Origin of the sequence: Larkinella terrae, assembly GCF_009668025.1 — a bacterium.
In the GTDB taxonomy this organism is placed as follows: Bacteria; Bacteroidota; Bacteroidia; order Cytophagales; family Spirosomataceae; genus Larkinella; species Larkinella terrae.
Window position 1 is genome coordinate 45,169 of record NZ_WJXZ01000005.1, and the last position, 24,793, is coordinate 69,961.

At 48.9% G+C, this 24,793-nt stretch carries 28 protein-coding genes; 14 read left to right on the top strand and 14 right to left on the bottom strand.

Going from position 1 to position 24,793, the window contains the following annotated elements; translation table 11 throughout:
* The first annotated feature begins 253 nt into the window (after positions 1-253).
* Both GJJ30_RS09840 and GJJ30_RS09845 read left to right on the top strand, forming a co-directional pair.
* Positions 254-1,219, top strand: coding sequence for a glycosyltransferase family 2 protein (locus tag GJJ30_RS09840; RefSeq protein ID WP_154174976.1), 966 nt, complete (start codon positions 254-256; stop codon positions 1,217-1,219).
* A complete protein-coding gene (locus GJJ30_RS09845; protein WP_154174977.1) occupies positions 1,216-2,028 on the top strand; it encodes a glycosyltransferase family 2 protein in 813 nt (270 codons plus the stop codon). Before GJJ30_RS09840 ends, GJJ30_RS09845 begins: the two co-directional genes overlap by 4 nt.
* 19 nt (positions 2,029-2,047) lie before the next feature.
* Here the strand turns inward: GJJ30_RS09845 and dusB are convergent, their stop codons facing one another.
* The gene (gene dusB / locus GJJ30_RS09850) at positions 2,048-3,037 is read right to left on the bottom strand and encodes a tRNA dihydrouridine synthase DusB (RefSeq protein WP_154174978.1); all 990 of its coding nucleotides are present in this window, start codon (positions 3,035-3,037) and stop codon (positions 2,048-2,050) included.
* 149 nt (positions 3,038-3,186) lie between these two features.
* On the opposite strand from dusB, the gene GJJ30_RS09855 reads away from it, so the two are divergent.
* Both GJJ30_RS09855 and GJJ30_RS09860 read left to right on the top strand, forming a co-directional pair.
* Positions 3,187-4,143, top strand: a complete 957-nt coding sequence (locus tag GJJ30_RS09855; RefSeq protein WP_154174979.1) for a CPBP family intramembrane glutamic endopeptidase — start codon at positions 3,187-3,189, stop codon at positions 4,141-4,143.
* Positions 4,136-4,345: a DUF2007 domain-containing protein gene (locus GJJ30_RS09860; protein WP_154174980.1), complete on the top strand. Its 210-nt coding sequence runs from the start codon at positions 4,136-4,138 to the stop codon at positions 4,343-4,345. Before GJJ30_RS09855 ends, GJJ30_RS09860 begins: the two co-directional genes overlap by 8 nt.
* A 43-nt stretch (positions 4,346-4,388) precedes the next feature.
* On the opposite strand, the gene GJJ30_RS09865 is transcribed toward GJJ30_RS09860, so the two are convergent.
* Positions 4,389-4,922 (bottom strand): hypothetical protein, encoded by a 534-nt coding sequence (locus GJJ30_RS09865; RefSeq protein WP_154174981.1) that lies wholly within the window; start codon positions 4,920-4,922, stop codon positions 4,389-4,391.
* Positions 4,923-5,086: 164 nt separating this feature from the next.
* Here GJJ30_RS09865 and GJJ30_RS09870 point away from each other — a divergent pair, with 164 nt between their 5' ends.
* Both GJJ30_RS09870 and GJJ30_RS09875 read left to right on the top strand, forming a co-directional pair.
* Positions 5,087-5,920, top strand: a complete 834-nt coding sequence (locus tag GJJ30_RS09870) for a phosphatidate cytidylyltransferase (RefSeq protein WP_154174982.1) — start codon at positions 5,087-5,089, stop codon at positions 5,918-5,920.
* A gap of 91 nt (positions 5,921-6,011) precedes the next feature.
* Complete coding sequence (locus GJJ30_RS09875; RefSeq protein ID WP_154174983.1) at positions 6,012-6,743, top strand: carboxypeptidase-like regulatory domain-containing protein; 732 nt, start codon at positions 6,012-6,014, stop codon at positions 6,741-6,743.
* Between the two features lie 109 nt (positions 6,744-6,852).
* Here GJJ30_RS09875 and GJJ30_RS09880 read toward each other — a convergent pair whose 3' ends face one another.
* Positions 6,853-7,629, bottom strand: coding sequence for a UDP-2,3-diacylglucosamine diphosphatase (locus tag GJJ30_RS09880; protein ID WP_154174984.1), 777 nt, complete (start codon positions 7,627-7,629; stop codon positions 6,853-6,855).
* A gap of 112 nt (positions 7,630-7,741) precedes the next feature.
* Here GJJ30_RS09880 and GJJ30_RS09885 point away from each other — a divergent pair, with 112 nt between their 5' ends.
* On the top strand, positions 7,742-8,509 hold the full coding sequence (locus GJJ30_RS09885; RefSeq protein ID WP_154174985.1) for a hypothetical protein: 768 nt from the start codon (positions 7,742-7,744) through the stop codon (positions 8,507-8,509).
* A 73-nt stretch (positions 8,510-8,582) separates the two neighbouring features.
* Here GJJ30_RS09885 and ftsH read toward each other — a convergent pair whose 3' ends face one another.
* Both ftsH and rsfS read right to left on the bottom strand, forming a co-directional pair.
* Positions 8,583-10,613: an ATP-dependent zinc metalloprotease FtsH gene (gene ftsH / locus GJJ30_RS09890; protein ID WP_154174986.1), complete on the bottom strand. Its 2,031-nt coding sequence runs from the start codon at positions 10,611-10,613 to the stop codon at positions 8,583-8,585.
* A 186-nt stretch (positions 10,614-10,799) separates the two neighbouring features.
* Positions 10,800-11,183: a ribosome silencing factor gene (gene rsfS, locus GJJ30_RS09895; RefSeq protein ID WP_154174987.1), complete on the bottom strand. Its 384-nt coding sequence runs from the start codon at positions 11,181-11,183 to the stop codon at positions 10,800-10,802.
* A gap of 103 nt (positions 11,184-11,286) precedes the next feature.
* On the opposite strand from rsfS, the gene GJJ30_RS09900 reads away from it, so the two are divergent.
* On the top strand, positions 11,287-12,051 hold the full coding sequence (locus tag GJJ30_RS09900; protein WP_154174988.1) for a biotin--[acetyl-CoA-carboxylase] ligase: 765 nt from the start codon (positions 11,287-11,289) through the stop codon (positions 12,049-12,051).
* Positions 12,052-12,104: 53 nt separating this feature from the next.
* Here GJJ30_RS09900 and GJJ30_RS09905 read toward each other — a convergent pair whose 3' ends face one another.
* Both GJJ30_RS09905 and pgeF read right to left on the bottom strand, forming a co-directional pair.
* Positions 12,105-12,362 carry a GlsB/YeaQ/YmgE family stress response membrane protein gene (locus GJJ30_RS09905; protein ID WP_154174989.1) on the bottom strand — a complete coding sequence of 86 codons (258 nt, stop codon included), beginning with the start codon at positions 12,360-12,362 and terminating at the stop codon, positions 12,105-12,107.
* 76 nt (positions 12,363-12,438) lie between these two features.
* Positions 12,439-13,203 carry a peptidoglycan editing factor PgeF gene (gene pgeF / locus GJJ30_RS09910; protein WP_154174990.1) on the bottom strand — a complete coding sequence of 255 codons (765 nt, stop codon included), beginning with the start codon at positions 13,201-13,203 and terminating at the stop codon, positions 12,439-12,441.
* Positions 13,204-13,527: 324 nt separating this feature from the next.
* On the opposite strand from pgeF, the gene GJJ30_RS09915 reads away from it, so the two are divergent.
* Positions 13,528-13,914 carry a T9SS type A sorting domain-containing protein gene (locus tag GJJ30_RS09915; RefSeq protein WP_154174991.1) on the top strand — a complete coding sequence of 129 codons (387 nt, stop codon included), beginning with the start codon at positions 13,528-13,530 and terminating at the stop codon, positions 13,912-13,914.
* Between the two features lie 60 nt (positions 13,915-13,974).
* Here the strand turns inward: GJJ30_RS09915 and GJJ30_RS09920 are convergent, their stop codons facing one another.
* From GJJ30_RS09920 to radA, 4 genes are all read right to left on the bottom strand, one after another.
* Positions 13,975-14,829 (bottom strand): sugar phosphate isomerase/epimerase family protein, encoded by an 855-nt coding sequence (locus GJJ30_RS09920; protein WP_154174992.1) that lies wholly within the window; start codon positions 14,827-14,829, stop codon positions 13,975-13,977.
* Positions 14,830-14,955: 126 nt separating this feature from the next.
* Positions 14,956-15,291 carry a type II toxin-antitoxin system RelE/ParE family toxin gene (locus GJJ30_RS09925; RefSeq protein WP_154174993.1) on the bottom strand — a complete coding sequence of 112 codons (336 nt, stop codon included), beginning with the start codon at positions 15,289-15,291 and terminating at the stop codon, positions 14,956-14,958.
* A 27-nt stretch (positions 15,292-15,318) separates the two neighbouring features.
* Complete coding sequence (locus tag GJJ30_RS09930; protein ID WP_154174994.1) at positions 15,319-15,531, bottom strand: hypothetical protein; 213 nt, start codon at positions 15,529-15,531, stop codon at positions 15,319-15,321.
* Positions 15,532-15,564: 33 nt separating this feature from the next.
* Positions 15,565-16,938 carry a DNA repair protein RadA gene (gene radA, locus GJJ30_RS09935; protein ID WP_154174995.1) on the bottom strand — a complete coding sequence of 458 codons (1,374 nt, stop codon included), beginning with the start codon at positions 16,936-16,938 and terminating at the stop codon, positions 15,565-15,567.
* A 196-nt stretch (positions 16,939-17,134) separates the two neighbouring features.
* Between radA and GJJ30_RS09940 the strand changes: the two genes are divergently transcribed.
* Positions 17,135-17,827 carry a porin family protein gene (locus GJJ30_RS09940; protein ID WP_154174996.1) on the top strand — a complete coding sequence of 231 codons (693 nt, stop codon included), beginning with the start codon at positions 17,135-17,137 and terminating at the stop codon, positions 17,825-17,827.
* A 185-nt stretch (positions 17,828-18,012) separates the two neighbouring features.
* Positions 18,013-18,705 carry an outer membrane beta-barrel protein gene (locus tag GJJ30_RS09945; RefSeq protein WP_154174997.1) on the top strand — a complete coding sequence of 231 codons (693 nt, stop codon included), beginning with the start codon at positions 18,013-18,015 and terminating at the stop codon, positions 18,703-18,705.
* A gap of 117 nt (positions 18,706-18,822) precedes the next feature.
* Here the strand turns inward: GJJ30_RS09945 and GJJ30_RS09950 are convergent, their stop codons facing one another.
* Together GJJ30_RS09950 and GJJ30_RS09955 are read right to left on the bottom strand one after the other, a co-directional pair.
* Positions 18,823-19,236 carry a LytR/AlgR family response regulator transcription factor gene (locus tag GJJ30_RS09950; RefSeq protein ID WP_154174998.1) on the bottom strand — a complete coding sequence of 138 codons (414 nt, stop codon included), beginning with the start codon at positions 19,234-19,236 and terminating at the stop codon, positions 18,823-18,825.
* A 259-nt stretch (positions 19,237-19,495) separates the two neighbouring features.
* Positions 19,496-19,927, bottom strand: coding sequence for a LytR/AlgR family response regulator transcription factor (locus tag GJJ30_RS09955; protein WP_154174999.1), 432 nt, complete (start codon positions 19,925-19,927; stop codon positions 19,496-19,498).
* A 215-nt stretch (positions 19,928-20,142) separates the two neighbouring features.
* On the opposite strand from GJJ30_RS09955, the gene pheS reads away from it, so the two are divergent.
* The 3 genes from pheS to GJJ30_RS09970 all read left to right on the top strand — a co-directional run bounded on the left by pheS (position 20,143) and on the right by GJJ30_RS09970 (position 23,863).
* Positions 20,143-21,195, top strand: a complete 1,053-nt coding sequence (pheS, locus tag GJJ30_RS09960; protein WP_154175000.1) for a phenylalanine--tRNA ligase subunit alpha — start codon at positions 20,143-20,145, stop codon at positions 21,193-21,195.
* Between the two features lie 261 nt (positions 21,196-21,456).
* A complete protein-coding gene (locus tag GJJ30_RS09965) occupies positions 21,457-22,743 on the top strand; it encodes a DUF937 domain-containing protein (protein ID WP_154175001.1) in 1,287 nt (428 codons plus the stop codon).
* 184 nt (positions 22,744-22,927) lie between these two features.
* Complete coding sequence (locus tag GJJ30_RS09970; RefSeq protein ID WP_154175002.1) at positions 22,928-23,863, top strand: TspO-related membrane protein; 936 nt, start codon at positions 22,928-22,930, stop codon at positions 23,861-23,863.
* Positions 23,864-23,942: 79 nt separating this feature from the next.
* Here the strand turns inward: GJJ30_RS09970 and GJJ30_RS09975 are convergent, their stop codons facing one another.
* Positions 23,943-24,725: a hypothetical protein gene (locus tag GJJ30_RS09975; protein ID WP_154175003.1), complete on the bottom strand. Its 783-nt coding sequence runs from the start codon at positions 24,723-24,725 to the stop codon at positions 23,943-23,945.
* Positions 24,726-24,793: the final 68 nt, after the last annotated feature.

The window sequence follows — 24,793 nt, forward strand, 5'->3', positions numbered from 1 at the left end:
GTCCAGTGCGGTTTGGTTCGGTCATTTTCGAAAAAGTTGAGGCAGTAAATCACTGGATTTGAAACCATTATCCGGTTCCTGCGTTCGAAGAAAGTATAAAATTAAATTAGGACGCAACGGTACGTTAAGAATTGGCGTATTGAAATGCAACGCTAATTGCCTGACTTCTGTCTTACCGTTTAGTGCGCCCCATCTCTACAAAATTTTGAATTAAATACCTTAAAGCGAGAAACTTATCTGCCTCAGACCAGGTATGAAATTATCGATTATTATCTTGAATTACAACTCCAGTAGCTTAACTCTGGACTGCGTAGCTTCCATTCGGTCGCTAACGCAGTTGGTTGACTATGAGATGGTTGTTGTGGATAATGGCTCCCAGATCGATGATTTTAATCGCTTGTACGCGATCACCCGGTTTCCCAATTTAAAACTAATCCGGAGCCGGATCAATCTCGGTTTTGCGGGTGGAAATATGTTGGGTTTACAGTCGGTTAATTCCTCCTCGGACTACTACTTTTTTCTGAATAACGATTGCCAGTTGCTGGACGATGTCTGTAGCCGCTTATTCGGTTTTATGGAAGAAAATAAATCGGTTGGGGTTTGTACGGCGCAGGCCATTAATCGGCTGGACGAGCACGAACCGTCTTTCAATTATTTTCCGACACTGGGCGGCAAATTGCTCGGGCATGGCATCATGCGGTGGATTAAACCGGCGGATTATCTTTCCCGGCGCCGGGTATATCAGGACGTAACTGCCGTGCCGGTTGTAACGGGAAGTGCACTGTTTGTGCGCGCCAGGGCTTTCTGGGAAGCGGGCGGTTTTGATCCGGCTTTTTTTCTGTACTGCGAGGAAGAGGACTTGTGTCGACGGTTTCGGGCAATGAACTGGAAAGCCATGCTGATTCCCGACGTGCGGTTTCGGCACCTGGGCGGAGGCAGCACCCGACGGAATCTGCTGATTGAAAAAGAATATTACGTGTCGCTGTTCTATTATTTCCGGAAGTACGAGAGCGGACTGACACAGCTGCTGCTGCAACTGTTTTACACGGTTAAAGTGGGACGAAAAGCATTTAAAAGTAACCTATTTGCGCACTTAGCCTGGTTTATACTCCGGGGCGCGCCCGGTCGCGAAAGCCTCCGATATCGCCAGGAACTCCCGGGTATGGCCAGCCAATCCATTGAACATCACTCAACCAACGCACTACTAACCACACTATGAAAATTCCCGCAAAAATACCCGTTTCCGTTGTCGTGATCACGCTGAATGCCGAACGGACGCTGAAGCAGGCACTTGCATCCGTAGCGGATTGGGCGGATGAAATTGTGATTGTTGACTCGGGAAGCACGGATGCCACGCTGCACATTGCCAGGAAATTTGACAGCCGGGTCATCTATCGGAAATTCAACGGATTTGGAGCTCAAAAACAGTATGCGGTCGGTCAGGCAAAACATGACTGGGTGCTGGTGCTTGATGCCGATGAGATTGTCTCTGAGCCACTTGCCAACGAAATCATCGCCTTATTTGCTGGTAACCCTCCGGCTTTCGCAGGATACTCGCTGCCCCGCAATCTCATTTTCCTGGGTCGGGTTTTGCGGTACAGCGGTCAGAACCGGCAACCGGTTTTACGGCTTTTCAACCGGCGTGAAGGCAGTTTTACTCCCGTCTCCGTGCATGAATCGGTTCGGGTAAACGGCGAAATTGGCCAGCTTTCGGGCGTACTGATTCATTACAGTTATGGATCATTGCACGATTACGTCCTGAAAATGAATCAATATACCACTCTGAGCGCGGAGGAAATGGCTTCCCGACATAAAAAAGCCAACATCCCGCTGCAGGGGCTTCGTTTTCTGTTTACGTTTCTGAAGATTTATTTTTTCAAAGGCGGTTTGCTCGACGGCTATCCCGGTTTTATCTGGGCCTTATTGTCAGCGGTCTATCCGGTCATTAAATACTCAAAATTGCAGGAAATCCAGGACACGGAGGAAAAACCCAAAATCAGCCCGATCCTGGCGTACAGTAACAATTAAAGCCCTGAATGATTGACTGTTAGGTTAATACGACCTCGTAGGCATCGCAGATTTCATCCAGAATACCGGCGATTTCGGCAAACGTGTCGGCCAGAACCAGCCGTTGCCGGAACGGTTTGAAGTTCTCCATTCCTTTGAAATAGTTGGTGTAATGCCGGCGCATTTCGAAAATACCGGTTTTTTCACCTTTCCAGCGGATGGAGAATTCCAGATGCTTTTTACAAACCGCCACCCGGTCGGCGAGGGTGGGTGCCAGCAGGTGTTCACCCGTGCGGAGAAAGTGTTTGATTTCGTTGAAAATCCAGGGAGACCCGATGCTCGCCCGGCCAATCATGATGCCATCGACGCCGTAGCGATTTTTATATTCCAGGGCTTTTTCGGGCGTGTCGATGTCGCCGTTGCCAAAAATCGGGATTCGGATGCGGGGATTTTCTTTCACTCGACCGATCAATGTCCAGTCCGCATCGCCTTTGTACATTTGCACGCGTGTCCGCCCGTGAACCGTTAATGCCTGAATGCCAATGTCTTGTAAGCGTTCGGCTACATCCTGAATATTTTTCGTATTATCGTCCCAGCCCAGCCGCGTTTTGACCGTTACGGGCAGGTGCGTAGCTTTCACGACGGCTTCGGTCATTTTGACCATCTTTGGAATGTCCTGCAGCAAAGCCGCTCCGGCGCCCCGGCACGCTACGTTTTTGACCGGGCAACCGTAATTAATGTCGATCAGATCCGGATTGGCGCGGCTGGCAATTTCGGCGCAGGCCCGCATGGTTTCGATATCGGAACCGAACAACTGAATTCCGATAGGCCGTTCGTACTCAAAAATATCCAGTTTCTGGACGCTCTTGGCCGCGTCACGAATCAGTCCTTCCGACGAGATAAACTCCGTGTACATCAAATCCGCCCCGTTGTCTTTACAAACCGCCCGAAACGGCGGATCGCTGACATCCTCCATCGGGGCCAGTAACAACGGGAAGTCGCCCAGTTCGATTGATCCAATTTTAACCATATACCGCTAACAACGCAATTTCAAAAGATGTTCGACACCTGTCAGGTTTCCAAAACCTGACAGGTGTATACGCTCTGATTGAAATGTCTTATAAAAAACCACCCGGCTGTTGAATTCCTTGCCGGTTTGGGCGTAAATTTACACCAATTATGGAAGACTTCCGCTCGAATCCCTCGTCAAAACCACCTTTGCATCCATTCCGTAGCCTGCTGGTTCTGTTAGGATTTGTCCTGCTGGGTATGTCGCTGGGCGGTTTGCTGGCCGGATTGTTTCTCGGGGCCTGGGCTTCGACCAATGGCAGCAAGACGGCGGCCGATATGGCTGACATTCTGACCAATCCGGCCGATTATCCGGGTAGCTGGAATTTACTGATGCTGATTCAGGCCGTGAGTCACCTCTGCTCGTTTTTACTGCCCTGTCTTTTATTCCAGCGCTGGATCGAGCACCGAACCTGGTCGGATTTTAACGACCGGCGGCTTTCAGCGGTTCATTCGGTCGGATTGGTGGCGCTGCTGACGATCACGTTTATGCCGCTCAACGGATTGATCATCGAGTGGAATCAAAACATCGACCTTCCGGATTCGTTCGCCGGGCTGGAAGAATGGATGAAACAGAAGGAAGACCAAATGGCGGGTCTGACCAACTTCCTGACCAATTTTACCTCACCGATTGAACTCGTCATGGCGCTGATCGTCATCGGTCTCATTCCCGGCATTGGCGAAGAAGTGCTTTTCCGCGGAATGTTACAACGAAAACTGGCTCAATGGACGGGAAACGTTCACGTTGCCATCTGGCTTTCCGCCTTGATTTTCAGCGCCATTCACGTACAGTTTTACGGTTTCGTGCCGCGGGCGCTGCTGGGAGCCTTATTTGGTTATCTGTATTTGTGGTCGGGAAATATTTGGGTGCCAATTCTCGCACATGCGGTTAACAACAGCTTTACGGTTTTAATGGTCTGGTTATTTCACCGCCGGATGATTTCGGTGGATATTGAAAATACGGAATCCGTTCCTTTGACCGGCGCGTTAATTTCGCTACTTTTAACCATAGGTTTTTTGGCCTTTTTTAGAAAATCGAATCAATCGCCGTCCCAGCCCTATGTCTGATCAGTGGGAGAAAGTACTGGTAACATCGACCACCTACCGCGCCGAACTGGCCAAAGTATTGTTAGCCGAACATCAAATCAATGCCGTTGTTGTCAATAAAAAAGATAGTAATTATCTCCTGGGGAACTGCGAAGTCTATGTGCAGGCCGAAGATGCCGCCATTGCTAAAATTCACCTGATTTCAGCGGATTTAGAATACTGAAAGGTGTCTAATGAATCGGGAAAACCGGTATTTTTCGGATTCGTTATTTGCTTTCGTTGTCATTTTTTTTGGCGTAGGAAATCACCGTGTAGATGCCTTCTTTGGGCTTGCCGGACATTTCCAGCGTAATCACGGTCCGGGCGGTTTCCCAGATGCACGAACGACTCAGGTGACTGAGTAAAACCGCATCGCCGTAGTGGTCCGGGCGATCTTTATACAAGGGATAATTCCAGGTCAGGTAATCGCCGGATGGTGGCCCGTAGCGATCGGTCAGAATTTTAATAATAGCCTGATAATCATCCCAATGCTGTTGTGCGCGGATGTGTCGGTCAGTAAGAATATAGAGGGCTCCCGCGAGTTGATCTTTGACAAATGCAAATTTCACCGAAGCCGGGAAGTCATAGAACCAGCGTTGGCGGTAGAGGAGCGTGGTATCGGTAACCCGGTAGGGACCCGATAATTCAGCGGTTTGAACTTCTTTGCTGGTCATCCCCCAACGTAGCGAACGAAGGTCGTTATCCGGTTGTTGACCGTTTCCTGTTAATTGAAAAAACAGGCCAAGCAAAACTAAAAGCATACACGATGAGGTCGGAGAGTAGAACACAGACAAATCCAACTCTATGATTGTGATGTGTAAAGTAAGATAAAATAGGTGGAAAGAGAAACCGATTTGGGCCTGTCCTGGTCATATTTTCTTATTTTCGCCGGATAAACCACCTTGATTTGTAGTTAACTTTCTACATGAAAGACCATTTGAATCGGATGTCTAACCTGCAACAGCGCGTTATTGCCGCGGCTGTAGGGGTTCTCATCATTTTGTTTGGTATCTGGTATAGTGACTGGACGTTTGCTTTGCTATTCTGCGCGATCAGTGCGTTGACGCAACTGGAATTCTATAAATTGCTCGGACTGGACGGTAACCAGCCGCTGACCTATTACGGCACCGCCGTAGGGTGTCTGATCTGTTTGTTGACATATCTGATTGAAAAACAGATTGTTGACTATGATAGTTACTTCCTGATCTGTCCGGCAGCATCCATGATCTTTTTGATTAAGTTATACAAAAAGCGCGACTTAAAACCGTTCACCAACATCGGTTTTACCTTCCTGGGATTGATTTATGTAGCCGTACCGTTCGCGTTGCTGAACGTGCTGGCGTTGCGGGGTGGTACGTACCACCCCGGTTTGATGCTGGGGTGCCTGTTGTTGTTGTGGGCGAGCGATATTGGGGCTTACTTTGCAGGCACCAAATTTGGGCGGAGAAAATTATTTGAGCGGGTTTCTCCCAAAAAATCGTGGGAAGGTTCGGTCGGTGGAGCGGTTGCGGCAGCGGTCATTGCCTTTTTTCTGACGATTTACGTCGATGATCTGCGGCCGTGGGAGTGGTACTGCGTAGGCGCCATCATCGTTGTAACGGGAACCTACGGCGACCTGGTCGAATCGCTGTTTAAACGAAGCATTGCCATCAAAGACTCCGGCTCAACGATTCCGGGGCATGGCGGTTTTCTGGACCGGTTCGACGGGTTGTTGCTGGCCGCTCCGTTTATTATTACTTTTTTGAAACTGTTTGCGTAACGTTTAGTCCCGGATCGGGAGTCGGCCTTTTGGTCAGGTACAACAAAATAGAGACAATACGCTTGTGAGACGGGCGTTTTAAGTTTGAAACATGAAGACTTCATTTATAAAAATACTAACCGTGCTGGCCATTGCGTCGGGATTATTGCTGACAATTCGTAGCTCTTCGCAGGCGCAGGGACAGGAAAAGCTGATCATGTTTACCGGGATTATTACCGCCGGGAAAACCTCTGAACCGCTGCCGGAAGCCTATATCTCGATCCCACGGGCCGGGCGGGGCGTTTTGTCCAACACGGTCGGGTATTTTGCGATTCCGGTTTTGCCGGGCGATAGTATTGTTTTCAGTTACCTGGGTTATAAAAAGCAATACCACATTATTCCCCGCCGGTTGACGGAACAGTCCTATTCGGCAGTGGTGGCGATGCAGGAAGACGTGCAGATGCTGACGGAAGTAAAAGTGTATCCGTATCCGACGGAAGAGCTTTTCAAACAGGCGTTTGTCAATCTGAAATTACCGGATGAAAAGGAGCGCGAAAACATGGCCCGCAACCTCAGTGCCGAGTCCATGCAGCGACTGGCGGCTCTCACGCCGATGAGTGCCACCGCTAATTACAAGTATTACCTCAATCAGCAATGGTATGGCCGCGAATCCCTGACGGGACGGAGCCAGATGACGACCATTCCCTTCCTGAACCCATTCGCCTGGGCCAGCTTTATCAAATCGGTTAAAAACGGTGATCTGAAAAAGAAAGACTTCCGTCAGGAACTCAACGCAACCCCGCCGGAAGGGTTATCCCGTCAGGATATTCTTAAGAATAACTAAGGGACCGGTTTTGAATTTTAGTGAAAATATTGAATAGCGAATATTGAATAACGAATGTTGAAGTAGTTGGTGGCCAAATATCGTAAACTGAGAACCGTATACCGATACCCTACTTTTCAAACGTCAGCAGTTTCGTCGTTTGGCCGTCGAATCGGGCGTAGGTATTCAAATTGATCCATTCACCTAAATTAAGATACCGGCTGTTTTCGGTCACTTTCAAATCCAGCAGCAGGTGTCGGTGGCCGAAAATATAGTAATCGTGGTGTTGCTGGCTTTCGATACTCCGGGCATAATGCCACAGCCATTCGTCTTCATCGCCCCGGTAGGTATCCGGCATGTAGTTTTTGTCTACTTTTCGCTTGTGTGACCAGCCGTTTCCAAAGAATAGCCCGATGTCGGGATGAAGCCAGCGGAAAAGCCAGCGGGCAAAACCGTTTTCAAATACCTTTTTGAGTTGCTTATACGTGAAATCGCCGGGGCCAAGACCGTCGCCGTGCGCAACCAGAAAATATTTATCACCGATTTGGTACGATTTGGGCAATCGATAAACCGGGATGCCCATTTCTTCGGTGAAATAATCGGCCATCCACATATCGTGGTTTCCGGGAAAGAGGGCCAGTTTCACACCCGCGTCCGACAATTCGGCGAGTTTACCCTGAAGCCGACTGAAGCCTTTCGGAATCACTTGCCGGTATTCAAACCAGAAATCAAAGATATCGCCGACTAGAAAAATGGCCTCCGCATCGGCCCGGATCATGTCGAGCCAGCGGATAATCCGCCGTTCGCGTTCGCGGCTGGCAGCGGGCGTCGGTGATCCTAAATGGAAGTCAGAAGCAAAGTAAACGGCTCGGCCCGGTGGGAGCGCCAGGTGTTCAATCGAAAGCATGAATATTTTTTCAGGAATACAAAGGTAACACATTGCTTCTTTTCATCCGAAACTCGGATATTGCATTCTTAATGACGAAGCCGTCGCTTAACCACCAGTTTGCAGAGATGATATGAAAAAACGGTTTATTGCCTTAATGGGTTTAGTAGGATTGATGGGATTTCCGAAAGGAGAGGGGAGCCAGTTGCAGGCACAGGCACTGGCCATGGTTACAAAAAAACGACCTGAAGTTGTTGAAAAGCTGGTTTTCGACCGGGTGCTGGTTTATGAACAGACGGATTATAACGGCTCCGTGGTTCGTTACCAGGTGTTATTGAACTCCCAAACCGGTCAGTTCGGCTTTGATCGCAAACTGGCCAATCTGAGTTTTCCGGGGGTTGTTGGCGGTTATACGTTCGTGACGGGCCAGCCCGACGGGAGCTACCGGGTGTATGTTTCCGACAAGTATGAGGGCAAAATTATCATGCGCTACAACGTTGGAAAAACTTTTTATTCGCCTAATCACGCGGATGCCTGCCACAATCGGTTCCAGAAGCGGTATCAGGCCACCGGTCGCGAAGGAAGCCAATACGGTTTAACTGCCACGGAATACCGGGCCAGCTTGGGACGCAAAGACACGGAATGGCTTTGGGTAGCCGAGGTGCCCTTCAACTCCTATCCGTTGTATCTATTTAACGAAATCGCCCTGGAAGCTAAACTCCCGGATGCCCATAGCATTAACTTCTCTTCGTCCTTAGGGCCAAATGAGTTGCTGGTGCAATCGAAAAAAGAATATTACTCGGAAAAAGTGAATGGAAAACCGGCAACGAGCACGCTGAAACTCATTTTTTTCGGCCCGGCCAATCACTCATTCGACGTAACGGGCTACAAATTTAAATAGCTGAAATAGCATTTGTGACAGCATAAAAAAAGCCGACATCAGTCGGCTTTTTTTATGCTGTATTTCATTCAACTTACGATAAAGCTGGCAGATCCGGCGTTGGCAGCGGTTTGGTTTGTTCCGGTTTGCTTTCGGTACCGATTTCTTCCTCCACCACTTCGCTGTTATTTTTGTAAGCCTGATAGGTCGTTTCTTTCTGGAAAGGACGTTTCCCCAGAATGCGAACCAGGTCCTTCTGGAACAGAATTTCCTTCTCCAGCAGTTCTTTGGCTACGGCTTCCAGACCGGCCCGGTTTTTCTCCAGCAGCTCTTTCGTCCGGATATAAGCCTGATCAATAATCTTGCGAACTTCGTCGTCGATGGCTTCCGCCGTGGCTTCCGAATACGGTTTGTTGAACTGGTATTCGCTTTGTTTTGAATCATAAAACGAAACGTTACCAATTTTATCATTCATACCATACATCGTTACCATGCTGTACGCCAGCTTCGTAATCCGCTCGAGATCGCTCAGCGCACCGGTCGAAATCTTACCGAAGACGTTTTCTTCAGCCGCCCGGCCACCCAGCGTCATACACATTTCATCGATGAGCTGCTCGGTCCGGTACAGATACTGTTCGCGGGGCAGATACTGGGCGTAACCCAATGCCGCCACACCACGCGGTACAATCGTTACTTTCACCAGCGGATCGGCGTGTTCGAGGAACCAGCCCGTTACGGCGTGACCGGCTTCGTGGTAGGCCACGATTTCTTTTTCCTCCGGCGCAATCAATTTGTTTTTCTTTTCAAGACCGCCAATCACCCGGTCCATCGCATACTGGAAGTCCTGCATATCGACGGATTCTTTGTTCCGGCGAGCCGCAATCAGGGCCGCTTCGTTACAAACGTTGGCAATATCAGCCCCCGCAAAACCGGGTGTCTGAGCCGCCAACTCGCGTGGATCGACATCCGGATCGAGTTTGATGGGCTTGAGATGGACCTTGAAAATCGCTTCCCGGCCAACGATATCCGGTTTGTCAATGCTGATCTGGCGATCGAAACGGCCGGGACGCAGCAGAGCCGAATCCAACACATCGGGACGGTTGGTAGCGGCCAGGATGATAATACCGGAATCGGTGGCAAAACCGTCCATTTCAACAAGCAGTGAGTTCAGCGTGTTTTCGCGTTCGTCATTGGCACCGGGCATCGAACCGCGTCCGCGTGAGCGACCAACGGCGTCAATTTCATCAATAAAAATGATACAGGGCGCTTTCTCTTTGGCTTGTTTGAACAGGTCGCGAACGCGGGCTGCACCCACACCAACGAACATTTCAACGAAATCAGAACCCGACAGTGAGAAGAACGGAACGCCCGCTTCGCCCGCAACGGCCTTGGCCAGCAGGGTTTTACCGGTACCCGGAGGGCCCACCAGCAACGCACCTTTCGGAATTTTAGCCCCAAGTTTGGTAAACTTGGTCGGGTTTTTCAGGTAATCGACAATTTCCTTGATCTCTTCCTTGGCTTCGTCCAGACCAGCTACGTCATTAAACGTGATTTTGACCCGGTTTTCGGCGTCGAACAAGGCCGCTTTGGATTTACCAATGTTGAAGATCTGACCCCCGGGCCCCGCCCCGCCCGACATCCTGCCCAGCAGGAAGTACATGGCAAGAATCATGACAATAAAGAAACCCCAGGTTTGCAGAAAACCGGTCCAGTCGCTGCGCTGCTCGATTTTATAATCGATTTTCTCGTTATCCGGAACGCCTTCCTGGATTCGATCCAGGTCTTTCTTAAACGACTCGGCGGACGACACCCGAAAACTGAAGTGCGGGCCGGAGTCGGAATTGAAGTAGGATTTATCCTGAAACTGGTTCCGGTATTTCTGTTGAAGCGCCTGTTGCGTCAGGGTTACTTCGACAAGATCATTGTTGACAATGACTACTTTTTCGACTTCCTTGTTCTTGAGCATTTTTTCAAACCCGCGGATGGTCGTATCGCGTACGGCACTGCTGCGGTTGAAAAAAGTTATCCCGAGGATCGCTGCAATCAGGATCGCTACAATCCAGCCCTGGAAGTTGGGCCGACGGGGAGTTCGGGGTGAAAGTGGATTTCTATTATTATCAGGCATTTTTGCAACAGAATTACGGCTAAATAGACAAAAAAGGAAACATCATTTCGCAATGGAATGTTTCTACTGGGTTTGGGTTTCGATAAACGGAAAGTAACCGGGGTAGGTGGTCGTAAGAGCGGATAAACACTCATTCGGGTCTGTTCCGGGCCAGAACATTGCTCTGACGGGTCTCCGTTTTAGTTATCAGGCAAAGGTTTCCTCCACAGTGTGGATTTCCGCATCGCCCCAGAGTTGCTCAAGATCATAAAAGACCCGGCGTTCCTTATTGAAAACGTGGACAACCACATCCACATAATCGAGTAAAATCCACTCCCGATTCGTTTTGCCTTCTTCGTGCCAGGGATTAACCTGACCGGCTTTGAAAACTTCTTCTTCAACGGAATCGGCGATGGCGTCAATCTGCGTGTCGGATGTACCGGAACAAATGACAAAATAGTCAGAAATGGCATTTTTGACGTCGCGAAGGTCCATTACAACAATGTCAATCGCCTTCTTTTCCTGCATTCCCTTCACGACGAGTTTGCACAATTCTTCGGATGATAATTCCTTTGGTTTATTTATTCTCATGCTACTGCTTTAAATTGCAAAAACCGATATCAGCGGGTACGAGTCCAACAAACTACATTTTGTACCATAATTCGGCATTCATCCAACTAAATGTATTAAAAATTTGTACAAGTTTCGACCCAAAACGCTTTTTCTTGGCCAAAATATTAATTATCTGCCAACTTGTCAGTCTACCAACGATGTTGCGGCTAGTCTGATTACCTCCGAAACCGTTCTGGATGGAACCGTCGTCATCACCTGTAACCAAACCGCCGGACGAGGACAGCGGGGCAATCAATGGGAAGCGCAACCCGGTCAAAACCTGACATTTTCGGTTATCCTGCAACCCACCTTCCTGCAGGCATCGGATCAGTTCTGGCTGAACATTGCCATTTCGCTCGGCATCAGCGACTGGCTGGCAACTTACGTCGGCAACCGGTTGAAAATCAAGTGGCCGAACGATCTTTATATTCAGGAACGTAAAGTTGGTGGTATTTTAATTGAAAACACACTGTATGGCTATACAATTGCCTGGTCGATCGTCGGAATCGGGCTAAATATCAACCAAAGCCGCTTTCAGACCCCGACCGCAACCTCACTTATTAATGAAACACCAAATGAACAGGATTTCGTTCTGCCGGAATTGTTGCCGGGGCTTTTGGAATCACTGGAACGGCGTTATATGGCGCTCAGAGCCGGACAGCGCGACGTACTGAAAACGAATTATTTACAATTATTATTCCGCTACCAGGAAGAAAGCGAGTTTATGGCCAATGGCGAACGCTTTTGGGGTATCATCGTAGGTGTGGAAGAAACCGGTCGACTGGCGATTCAGGTAGGAGAGACGCTGCGAAATTTTGCGTTTAAGGAAGTGGAGTTTGTGATTTAAAAACGTTAAATAACGAATATTGAATATCGAAGATCGAATAATGAAGTGATTCGTTAAGTGGTTTTTCGCGAACCCTTGATGAGGGCAGCAACTCCCAGAATGATCACGGCACCAACAAAAGCGGTCAGAACCCGGTCGAGGAGCCCACCGGCGCCCGTGGCAAAGGTGTTGCCGAAAATCCAGCCGCCAACGAATGCTCCGGCAATACCGAGCAAAATCTCCATAAAAAGCGAGAAGGAAAAGCGCTTAAAAACAATGTCGGCCAGCCATCCGGCAATGGCCCCAACCAGAATTGTCATCAACAGTCCCATGTCCGTCCGAAACGTTTGGTTTGAAGTATAAAACACCAAATGAGCCGGTTTGTTTACGAAACCGCTTCAGGCGGTTTTAGTCGATAGCCTGAAAACCGATTACCGCCAGCATTCGGCCCGTGTTGCCGTTTTCGGAACGGTAGGAGAAAAAATCTGCGTTATTCAAAACCGTTGAATACGGCGAAATTCCAATTTGCGTGTGGGTAATACCGGTTTGCACCAATTGAGCCACATTGGCAGCTTTTAAATCAATCATAAATTTCTGCCGCCCGGGGTCGAACTGTTTGTGGACGTCGTCAAACTGATCGGCCACTTCGTTGCCTACTTCGAATGAACACTGATCGATGCAGGTTCCCACATAGGCGTGACAGTCGGCCGGCTGGGTGCCAAACTGGGTCTGCATGGCCTGAACGGTTTTTGCCACAATCCGGGCGGTTGTGCCGCGCCAGCCCGCATGAATCGCAGCCACTGCTTGCTGCCGGGCATCATAAATCAAAATCGGCGTGCAATCGGCGACCGTAACGGTTAGAAATAGATTCGGCAGTTTGGTGATCAGCGCATCGTAACCTTCAAACCGGCCCGGTTCAGTAACCGTCAGAATGCGGTCGCCGTGGACCTGGTGTGACGAAGCAATCCGCGACTCGTCGATACCGAGATCGGCGAAAAACCGTCGGCGGTTTTCCTGAACGTTTTCCGGGGAGTCTGCCGTGTTCAGGCCGACGTTGAGTGAGGCAAACGGAAAAGGACTGATGCCGCCATGTCGCGTACTCTCAGCGGCAATTAATTGTTGGAAAAATTCAAAAACTGGTGGGGCGATAAAGGAAGACGCTAATGCACTCATTTTTTTTAATGACTCTTTATTTTATTCTGCATTATTCAAATTAAGGTCGCAAAAATTTTGCGGTTTTTACTGGACTTACGATTATTCTGGAACCGTATTGCAAAAATTTTAAAATAATTCAATTATATAAATAACTGATAATCTGTTTGTTAACTTTTATTTTTTGCGATTACCGTTAAATCATTCATCCATTTTAGCAACCGTTCGGCCACGTACTTCGACCATTTGCGTACTATCCTTCGGTGGACTGAATTTGAGCTGCTACTTTTGAATCGTCAATCACGACATAAACAACAACAACTAAGTAGAACACAAAAACACACCATGAAATCGTTTATCACATCCGCATTCGTCGCGCTCGCAATTAGCGCATCGGCGTTCACATTTGCCAATTCAGACAACGCAAAAACCGGTACCTCTTATCAGGTCGGTTTGTATCCATCACTCGAAACCGCTAAAGTAAACGTAATGGTTGCGAAAGAAAAAGGCGCTTCACTGAACGTTCTGCTTCTGGACGGCAAGGGCTTCGTTTTGGCAACGTATAAACTGGACAAAAACGAAACCACCACGCGCACCCGTTTTGACCTGAGCCAACTGGAAGATGGAGAATATAAAATTGTAGTCAGTGACGGTGCTTCAAAAATTGTAAAAGAAGTTAACCTGCAAACGAAAACACCGGTTCAAGCTGAGCGCACTGTGTCTTTGCGCTGATAATCCGGCATTTTCACTCCAAAAAAGAGCCCCAATCGTAGGATCGGGGCTCTTTTTGATTTATTGCACTTTGCTTTTGCTGAAAGCATTTCGGAAGTATTTGACGCTCTCGGCAATTTCGGGACCGTTGTTTTCCCAGTGGTACTCATATTCCACCGAAATCGGGCCTTTGAAATGCTGGCGTTTGAGTTCGGCAATTACTGCGTCGACCTTGCAGTCGCCATTTCCCCAAACCACATCGTGGTGTTTGCCATCCGGCGAATCTTTCTTCACGTCCTTGAAGTGCATGCCCAGAATGTGCCCCTGCAATTTCTTCAGGCAATCGACCGGATCCAGCCCCGAGCGAACCCAGTGACCGATGTCGGCGCAGGAACCCACGTATTTACTCGTGCCAATCACCGCCAAAACCGAGTCGGGATGCCAGTAGTGCGACGGTTTGGGGTGGTTATGAAGCGCGACATTGATTTTGTACTCGTCGGCCAGCCGGGCAATGTAAGGCATCTGCTCCACTTTCGGCTCGGTATTGATGTTCAGAATGCCCATGTCTTTGGCAAACTCGAACAGGGCTTTCCAGTCGGCTTCGTTCGGCGCATTGACCACGCCGAAAGCCACAAGCGTCAGCCCTTTGTCTTTCAGTAATTTTTTGACGGCCTGGCGGGTAGCTCCATCCATTTTATAGTCCATTTTGCCTTCGACTCCGCCCCCGATGGTCTGTCCCGGAAAAGCCTCGACGTATTTCAGTCCGCAGCTATCGATTTTACGAATGGCTTCGGCAAAGGAGAACAGGCGGAAGGAGTAGGACTGCGAGCCGAGTTTCCAGCCGGCTTTGTCTTCAGGATTGCGTTGCGCAACCGATACTACAGTACTGAAAGCCAATAAACCGGCAACCAGCAGCAGATTTTTCATGCGTTTCATTCAATAAGGATTTAATGAGCTAGTGGTAAAAGTAAAAAACTCAAAGGAGATTCTGTAGACGGGAAGGATAAAATGGTATTTTATTTACTCGATTCTGCTGAATACATTAAGAATCAGCTACAGTTTTTATTTTTTAGGAGGGAAGCTATTGTAAATATCTCTTCGATGCAGAATTCGGGAAAGAACGATCGACTCACCTTCCAGATAAAAACCAATCCGATATTCACGATTTTTCTCTAGTTTGAGTCGGAAAGCTTTACGTTTTCGATGCCCTTCGATCTTCTTAATGTCATAAACGACTTCGCCTAAAGAATGGGCTGCTTCGAGGGCTTTATAAATTTCATTTAATTCCGCTACAACCGAATCGGGTAGCTTTTTTGCGTCACGTCCAAAAGAGTTATCAATGAATATTTGCATGAGCAATTCTACAAAAAAAAAAGCAACGCGTTGTGCGCTGCTCATTCAATTTGACTAATGTTCAATAGCAGTTTAGCGACTTCCGAGCCAGCTCGTAAACTCTCGCTGCTCTTCATCACTCATTCGGCCTTCGTTTGAACCCGATTCCACCAGCTTTGCCAATGCCAGTTCTTCTTCCTTTTCAGTTAGATAATTTTCATCAATCTGCACTTTCGCGTTAATCACTTTTGCCACTTCGATGAAAAGCGTCTTGTATTGTATATCAGTGTCGATGATCAGGCGCATGATTCTGATGTTTTAGGAGTAAAGCTATCAAAGTTACATCAAAACCCCCTGAAAAACTTCGTCCAGTTTACTGACGGGCTGGATTTTGATCTTATAGCTGTTTATGTCCAGCCCTTTGACGTTGTATTTCGAAATGAATATCTGCTTGAATCCCAGCTTCTCCGCTTCGGAGATTCGCGATTCAACCCGGTGAACGGCCCGCACTTCGCCACCTAGGCCCACTTCAGCCGCAAAGGCCACCGACGACGGAATGGCAATGTCCTCGTAGCTCGAAACAATGGCCGCACAAACCGCCAGGTCAATCGCCGGATCTTCCACTTTCAGGCCACCCGCCACGTTCAGAAAAACGTCCTGCTGACCCAGCCGAAAACCGCCCCGTTTTTCGAGAACGGCCAGCAGCATCTGCAAGCGTTTGGCATCAAAACCGGTGCTGCTGCGCTGGGGTGTTCCGTAATTGGCAACGCTGACCAGGGCCTGAATTTCGATAAGCAAGGGGCGATTTCCTTCCACCATCGAACCAATGGCGATCCCGCTGAGGGCTTCGTCGCGCTGGGAGATCAGGATTTCCGACGGGTTTGTCACCTGCCGCAAACCGGTTCCCTGCATTTCGTAAATGCCGAGTTCGGCCGTGCTGCCGAAGCGGTTTTTGGTGGTACGTAAAATGCGGTACGTCGTGTGCCGGTCCCCTTCAAACGTCAAAACCGTATCCACCATGTGTTCCAGCACTTTTGGGCCCGCCAGTGAACCATCTTTGGTAATGTGGCCGACAATAAAAACCGGGGTGCCTTTTTCTTTGGCGTATTTCATGAACTCCGCCGTACATTCGCGAACCTGCGAAACGCTGCCAGCGCCCGACTCGACCAGCGACGAATGCATGGTCTGGATGGAATCAATAATGAGCACTTCCGGCTCAAAATGTTCGACGGTTCGGAAAATGTTCTGGGTGGAGGTCTCGGTCATGATGTAACAGTCGCTGACGGGAGCGGGCAACCGTTCGGCCCGCATCTTGATCTGCTGCTCGCTTTCCTCGCCCGAAACGTACAACACCCGCGTGTCGGTCAGCCCCAGCGCAATCTGTAAAAGCAGGGTGGACTTGCCAATGCCGGGCTCCCCACCAATCAGCACCAGCGAACCCGGAACAATGCCGCCCCCGAGAACCCGATTTAGTTCGGCATCGGGGGTGAGCGTTCGTTCCTGTTCTTCGTAATTGATGGCGTGGATGGCCTTGGGTTTGGCCGCCTGTTTGGTCGCACCCGCCGGCCGCCAGTTTCCGGCCACCGGTTCTTCCTTCGTAATGACCTCTTCCACAAAGGTATTCCACTCGCCACAAGCCGGGCAGCGCCCCAGCCATTTGGGCGCCTGTGTACCGCAATTCTGACAGAAAAAAGTTGTTTTTGTTTTTGCCATTAAACCTTTGGTTACAATCGCACTTCTAAGCAGGGTGCTATGACCGAATAGGGGGATTTGATCCGGTACGTGTCATGTGAGAAACGCGCTTCTGCCAAGAATGTGATGTGTTCATAAACTAACAATATACAAAAAAAAACGGTTAAACATAGCACAATTACCATCTTTCACGTTATTCACTCAAACATCTCTTCAAATGAAAAAAATCCTGTTTTTGGGTATGGTCATGATTCTGCCATCCCTGACGTTTGCCCAATTCAGCTTCGGTATAAAGGGAGGTGTCAACCTGTCACAGTTTAAGACGGGCGAATTCGTGACGACACGTCTGAATGCCAACGGTACGCCCCAGGTAAACGTCAGTGGACAGGTGATCCGGGATAATCTGAAAGAAAGTTTTGACAGCAAAACCGGTTGGGCTTACGGTATTTACACCCGTTTTGGAAAAAACCTGTTCATTCAGCCCGAGCTGCTGGTATCGTCCAAAGGTGGATCGTTTGATATTGTTCGCGACATCAACGGCCAGCCGAAAACCGAAACCGTATCCATTAAAACCACCAATTTCGACGTTCCGATTTTACTGGGCCTGAAAGGTGGCCCGATCCGGGTGGTAGCTGGTCCCATCGTTTCATTCCGCGTTAGTGACGATCAGAAGCTGCGCGATGCCCTGCGCGATTACACGTCCGGTAGCCTGAACAACGCCCTGGCCAAAGCATCATACGGTTATCAGATCGGACTTGGCCTTGATCTGGGCCGCCTGGGCGTTGATGTCCGGCGGGAGGGAAGTTTGTCCGACGTGGCTGCGGTGAATCTGGGAGGTGATGCCAACTCGGCGCAATTCAGTCAGCGGCTCAAGTCCTGGCAGGTTACGCTGGCATTGCGCCTGTTCTAGCATTCGATATTGTTTAGATACCTGTTTTCAATCCCCGGTTTTGGGTCGCAACGGTTTCTCGCGACCTGAAACCGGGGCTTTTTATTGAACTACTTAAAGTTACCGTTTGCGCAATGGAAGGAACAGAATCGTACGCTTTCCATTAACTTGCGCGCCATTTATTCTCACCTAAAAATACAATACGAATGAAACGTCTTTTCATCCTTCTGTTTCTGCTGCCTGCCATCTCTTACGGGCAATTTGGAGGAGGTAAATTATTCTCGTTTGGGCTGAAAGTCGGAGCCAACTTTTCACAACTCAACACCCTCGAAATGAAAACGCCCCGGTTGACGAGCGGTGGGATGCCGGTGATGTCGGGCGGACAGGTAGTATACGACTTTTTCCGAAATAACGACAGCCGCACCACTGGAATCGTGGGCGGAGCGTTCTTCCGGTTTGGACGGAAACTTTACATTCAACCCGAACTGCTGGTTTCGTCCAAAGGCGGAAAATTCGATCTGATTCAAACCGGGCTAGTCAACCAATCCGTCGACGTGAAGTTTACAACCTTCGACGTTCCGGTTTTGATCGGATTTAAGCTGGGACCTCTGCGACTGAATGCCGGGCCCTTGATGTCGCTGACGATTTCGGAGGATAAAAACCTGAAGGATTCGTTCAAACAATACACCACGCAGCCCATCGACGAAACGTTTAAACAGGCGGTTTTTGGCTACCAGGCCGGAGTTGGGTTGAGCCTGGGTGGATTGCAACTGGATTTACGCTACGAAGGAAATTTGTCCGACCTGTCGCAAGTCGGGATCAAGACCGCCAATACCGATGCCCGATTTAATACCAAATCGACACTCTGGCAATTGACATTGGGCTATGCCATTCTTTAAAATCCGGTTCCGGGTAAAAAACATGCCGTTGTCCCGTCCCGGAAGGGAGCTGACAACGGCTGTTCTGCTCAACTAACCCAAAATAAACCGTAATAAGTATGGTATTTTCTGATGCGATCAGTTAAAAAGTGATTGCATGAAGTAGTTCAACCGCTGGCTGATTTCTTTCATTCGGCGACGCGAGATCGTTACTTCCTGGCCGTCGGTCAGGCGAACCACCCGCTCCGTGGCAAATACGCTGAATTGCACGTAAGCCAGATTGATAATCGTCGATTTATGAATTCGCAAAAACATCGTCTGATCGAGCATGTGTTCAAACGCTTTCAGGGTTTTCGATACCAGATACCGCTTTTTGTCCCGAGTCGTAATAAACGTATAGTTTCCTTCACCGTGCAGGCTGACGATGTCATCCACCGAGATCATGATGTTACGATTCAGGTAAGGAAGCGCGATGCGGTTTGCATTACGTTGATACATCCGGGGGAACAACGGTTGCAAGGTCGAAGTAGAAGGATATGCTAACGATTCCATGGTGCTTGACGATTAGAGTTTTGTTTCTGTTTCTTGTTGTTACTGATAGATCAAAACTACGCCAAATCACCGTTCACTAAAAAAGAAGGCTTGACATTCAGCGGTCTATCTTGTGAGATAAGCGACTGAAAATCAAGCCTTTATTGTGTAAATTATGCGGTTACATCCCGTATATCTCCTTGACCGATTACGTATTTCTACGTACTGCTGGTTTGCGTATACTACACATCACCACGCGGGTTTAATCGGTTACAATTAACTAACGGATTGCAGTGGGTAAAAAATTACGGATACGATCCATGAAGTTTTGCGCCCGGCGACGGGAAATCTTGACCTGCTGACCATCGTTCAGTTCCAGTTCTCCTTCTTTTTTGACATAAAACCGGCGAACGTAAGTCAGGTTGACGATGCACGATTTGTGAACCCGTACGAACGCCTGACCATCCAGTAAATCTTCGTATTCTTTCAAGGTGCGGGATACCAGCATGCGAGTACCATCTTTGAGGAAGAAGTTCGTGTAATTTCCTGATCCTTCCAACCGAACGATTTCTTCCAGCGAAATGGTTCTTTTACGGTCGTAGAAAGGAATAAGCAGTTTCTGGGCAATTGAGGAAGTGGACTTTTTTTCCACACTTTTGGGGAATTTTGTGGACACTTGGTCGAAAAGATTTTCCTTTAGGATTGATTCCATAATTGATCGAGTAAGATTGTTAAACAATGGATACTACTGATTATTAGCAGGTTAACTATCTTTGTGCGGAAGTTTCAAGGTGATTCCCCAGTTACCTGTTCGTACTACCGTGCCCAACAACCGTACCGGGACCAAAAGTGAGTGACCGGGACGTGATTTTATTGAAGGACATAAATTGGTTATCTTTGCCGCAACCCGGATTGAATACAAAGCGCATGCTGGATCGAGTCAAAGAAATTTATCAGGAGATTGAACATTACGAAATTCAATCTAAAGAGCAGTTGGAACAATTTCGCCTTCGATACATCGGGCGAAAAGGAGTGGTGACGGAGCTGTTTGAACAATTAAAGCAGGTACCGCCGGAAAACCGCCGGGCGGTGGGGCAGGAATTGAATTCCGTGAAAGATTTTGCCCAGCAGCGGTTTAAGGATTCCAGTACGTCGCTGGAAAACAGTTTTGCCGAAGAGGTTAAAGCGCCCGTCGATCTGAGTTTGCCCGTTCTTCCGAATTTATACGGAGCGCAGCACCCGCTGAACATCGTTCGTCAGCAGATTATCAGCATTTTCGGACGGATCGGTTTCAGCGTGGCCGACGGTCCCGAAATTGAAACCGACTGGTACAATTTCGGTGCGTTGAATTTCCCGGATAACCACCCGGCCCGCGACATGCAGGATACGTTTTTCGTGGAGAAAAAGAGCGAAGGAGCTCCGGCTGATCTGCTGTTGCGGACACACACCTCGAACGTGCAGATCCGGTTGATGGAACATCAGAAATACAATACTGCCTTTCAGCCCATTCGCGCCATTATGCCAGGGCGGGTGTACCGGAATGAAGCCATTTCGGCCAGGGCGCACTGCATGTTCCATCAGGTGGAAGGCTTATATGTGGACAAAAATGTCGGGTTTAAAGACCTGAAAGATACGCTTTACCACTTCGTGAAGGAGATGTTTGCCAAAGACGTGAAGATTCGCTTCCGCCCGTCTTACTTTCCTTTCACCGAGCCAAGCGCCGAAATCGATATTTCCTGCCAGATTTGCCACGGCAAAGGCTGTAACATTTGCAAATACAGCGGCTGGGTGGAAATCGCCGGTTCGGGCATGGTTGATCCGAATGTATTGATTAACTGTGGCGTAGACCCCGAAGAATACACCGGTTATGCGTTCGGCATGGGTGTTGAACGAATTACGCAACTTCGGTACGGCGTGAACGATCTGCGGCTGTACACCGAAAACGACGTCCGATTTCTACGAGAATTTCAGGGTGCCTGAGAGCAGCGTGGGAGGAAAGAATGTGAAAAGAAGATAGATAAAGGAGTGCTTCAAATTTCTTTTCTCCTATTTCTTACATCTTTTCTTTCACTTCTGTCCTCTCACTTCCTTTTTTTGTCTAAAATTTTTACTTGCATCCTACTTCCCGCTTCTTGCTTCTTTTTTTTATCTAACTTTATCATTCATATTGTATTCGTCAACTTTGGGTTTACGGATGTGGTGATTGTGTTGATGTGTTAGTTCCCATGCAATAGCGTCTTTATGAATTTATTAGTCGAACTGAAAGAAAACCTGACTGATTCGGTTGTTTCCCGAGCGGCTTACTACGTTGATGAAAATCCGGAAAAAACCCGGATCGCCCTGGAAGGGCTGATTCATACCGTAATTGCCGGTTTGATGAAACGGACGACCACCGAAATCGGGGTTAATCAATTATATAATGCGATTCAGAAAGGGAAATTCGACGGCAATTTGGTGGCTACGTTTCCTGATCTACTTCGCGACCCCGAACAAATTAACCGGCTGGCTGAACTGGGAAGTACCAGCATTAGTCATTTGCTTCCGGCGATGAAAAGCGCCATTGGAATGGCCATTTCCGGTTATGCCAACATTAAAAATTCGGCCGCTATTACCCTACTCGGTTTAGTAACTCCTTTGGTTTTAGGTACTCTGAATAAATTAGTAGTTGAGAAAAAACTGGATGCGGATGGGTTGGCAGCAGCCCTTGCCGATCAGCGTGACCATTTGATTGAGCTAACGCCTGAACGACTGCTCGACCGCATTGCCGAAGGGCTGAATATCCAGCAACTGCTGGCGGTGGGCGTAACACCTGCCAAGCGATCGGCCATCTCCGAGCGTTCGCCCATTCAGGAACGGCAGCGGTTTATACCCGAACCCGAGGAAGAAGGCAACGGTTCGCTGGTCAAATGGGGCGTTGGTGCCTTGGTGGTGCTGGCCCTGGCGGGTGCTGGTTATTACATCTGGAACAATACCCAGACGTATTCCTCCGCCAATGAAGAGCAGGCAACGTCCACCGAATTTGTCGATTCCGTCGCCGTGACGCCGGTTGATTCGGCCAAACTGCGTCCGGCCGCTCCGGCCCGAACCGATTCGGCCGGTACGGCAACCTTACCCGCGTCGGGTACCGCAACGAGTACCGTCACCACCGCCCTGGCGGCTTACCTGACCAATCCGCAGGCCCCGGGAGGACGCAGTTTTAAAATTCCGACCCTTGATTTTGAAACCGGTACGGACCGGCTCAAACCGGCGGGTTTAGTGACAGTTGGGGAGCTTGCAACCTTACTCAAAAACAATCCGATTGTGCAGATTCGGCTGGTGGGTTACGCCAACGATGCCATTCCGCCGATGGGGAACAAAGCCCTGTCCGTCATGCGGGTGCTGGCGATCAAAAACCAGCTGATCAAATCGGGGATCAATTACATCCGGATCGATGCGATTGGCCTGGGAACGGGCATCAAACCCGGCGACTCGACGGCCGTCGGTAAACCAAGATTGAAACAAATTGACATCAAGGTGGTGATTAAATAGACAAAAGAGCAGAGACGTGAGACAAGAGCAATAAGAAAGCGGTTTCCCATCCTGACTCTCTTGTCTCACGTCTCTGCTCTCACATCTCCCTCCAAGAAATACTTTTTTTCCAACATCTCCCGTTTTTGATTGTTAGCTAGTAACTGGGCGCTCTAGTTATTATCCACGTAATCAATCAGAAACCATGAGAAACTACTCGTTGTTAGGACGAATCGGAACGGCTGTTCTGGTTGTCGCCAGCATTGTTTATACCGCAACCGCCGGTCGGCCGAAGGCATCTTCGGGGAAAAAGAGAGAAAACGACGGGGCTCCTGCTGATTACGCGGAAGAAAACGTTTTGCCCGAATACCGGCGCGTTTTCGATGAAAACCCCATAGTTCCGGATGGATGGACGTTTGGGGTAGTCTGGTCGACGATCTACGCCGGAACAGCCGCTTACGCCATTTACCAGGCGCTGCCTTCCCAGCAAACAAATCCGCGATTTCAACGGGCCGCCCCCTGGCTGGCTATCAGCTATGTGCTCAATGCGGCTTTTGGGCGGCTTTTTTCGGATACACGAATGGAAAGCATGATTGGCTCCGACTTGGTCACCAAAGCCAGCTTGCCGGTGGCGCTGGTTCTTCATCAGCAATTGGAAATTGGGGAAACCGAGGTTAAAGGGCCGGAGCAATACCTCCGCATTCCGTTTAGTTTATACGCCGGATGGCTCACGGCAGCGTCGGTGGTCGGAACGCCAAATCTGTTGTACAATCTTAATCTCTGGAAACCCAATCCAAGTCGCGATACGCCGGTATTTATCGGTGTGCTGGCTGCCACCACCGGAACGGCCTATACGGTTGCCCGTCGGTTAAATGACCCGTATTATCTGTTGCCGTTTGTGGCCGGTTTTGCGGGAATTGCCACGAAGCAATACGGAAAAAATAACGCCATTGCGCTGTCTGCAGCCGCTTTTTCGCTGGCCGTTGGAGCCATTCTGACCAAATGGCTGCCACGCGGAAAATTCCGGGAACTGGCGAGCGATGTCGATGAATCTGACATTTATGATGAAGAGGAGGACTTGTGGTGGGAAGATGAAAATCCAAACCGGGAATCTGAGTCGTATTCGTATACGTCGATTTGAGGGCAGAGGGCATAGGGGTAAGGGCATGGGGTAGCAGGTTCAGAATGTCCCTATGCCCACTGCCCTAACCCATATGCCCTTACTTACACGTATACTTATAGACTTTCTGCTTATTTACGATGGAGGGACTACCGGTTTGCTGGAGGAGCATGGCCATTTCTGTTGGTAAGTCATTGGCATACTGATAGGTAGCCGTATAGCCATAACCGTAATCCTTGTATTGAACGGGATTGTTCACACTTAGATAATGGCTTCGATCGACGAGCGTTGAAATAAGCGGAATTAATTTGAAGGCAGGCTGGTTAAGAAAAGGCGATTTTTTATCGTCGTACTTATATTCAGCGTATAACTTTTCGGCATCCTTATCCTTTGCGTAATAGACTTTCGTTACATTCCCCGCAGCGTCATATTCCATGCGTTTGTAATAATTGCGTTGTCCCCGTGGGTCCGTCACGGTCACTTTTGTAATGCGGTTTTCGGAGTCATATGTGGTGGTTGCCGTAACGGTTTGGCCATTATCGACGGCTGAAATGGTGGCAATCCGGCCGTTTGCATCGTACGTAATCGTATGTTCTTCAGCGCCCAGGTTTTCAAATAATGAGGTGCCGACTAAAAATTTGGTGATTCGGCCATTGGCGTCATACGTAAACGAAAAGAGGTTGAACGAAGACTGCACGATGGTCGCAACGAGATTGCTGGGGTTGTAAGTAACCGTAACCGGGCCGGAATCGAAATACAAATCGGGGACTTCGGTGAGCAGACAGACTTGCGCTTGCGGCTCAGGATCGGGTTTGTCCTTGCCACCACAGCTCAGTAGAAAAAATAGGGCACCAAAGGCAAATAGTGTATTGCTGGCTTTCATACGTTGCAGTAAAAATATTCCATGCGCTGAAAAGGTAATTAAAGGTAACGCTTAAATCAATTGAATAG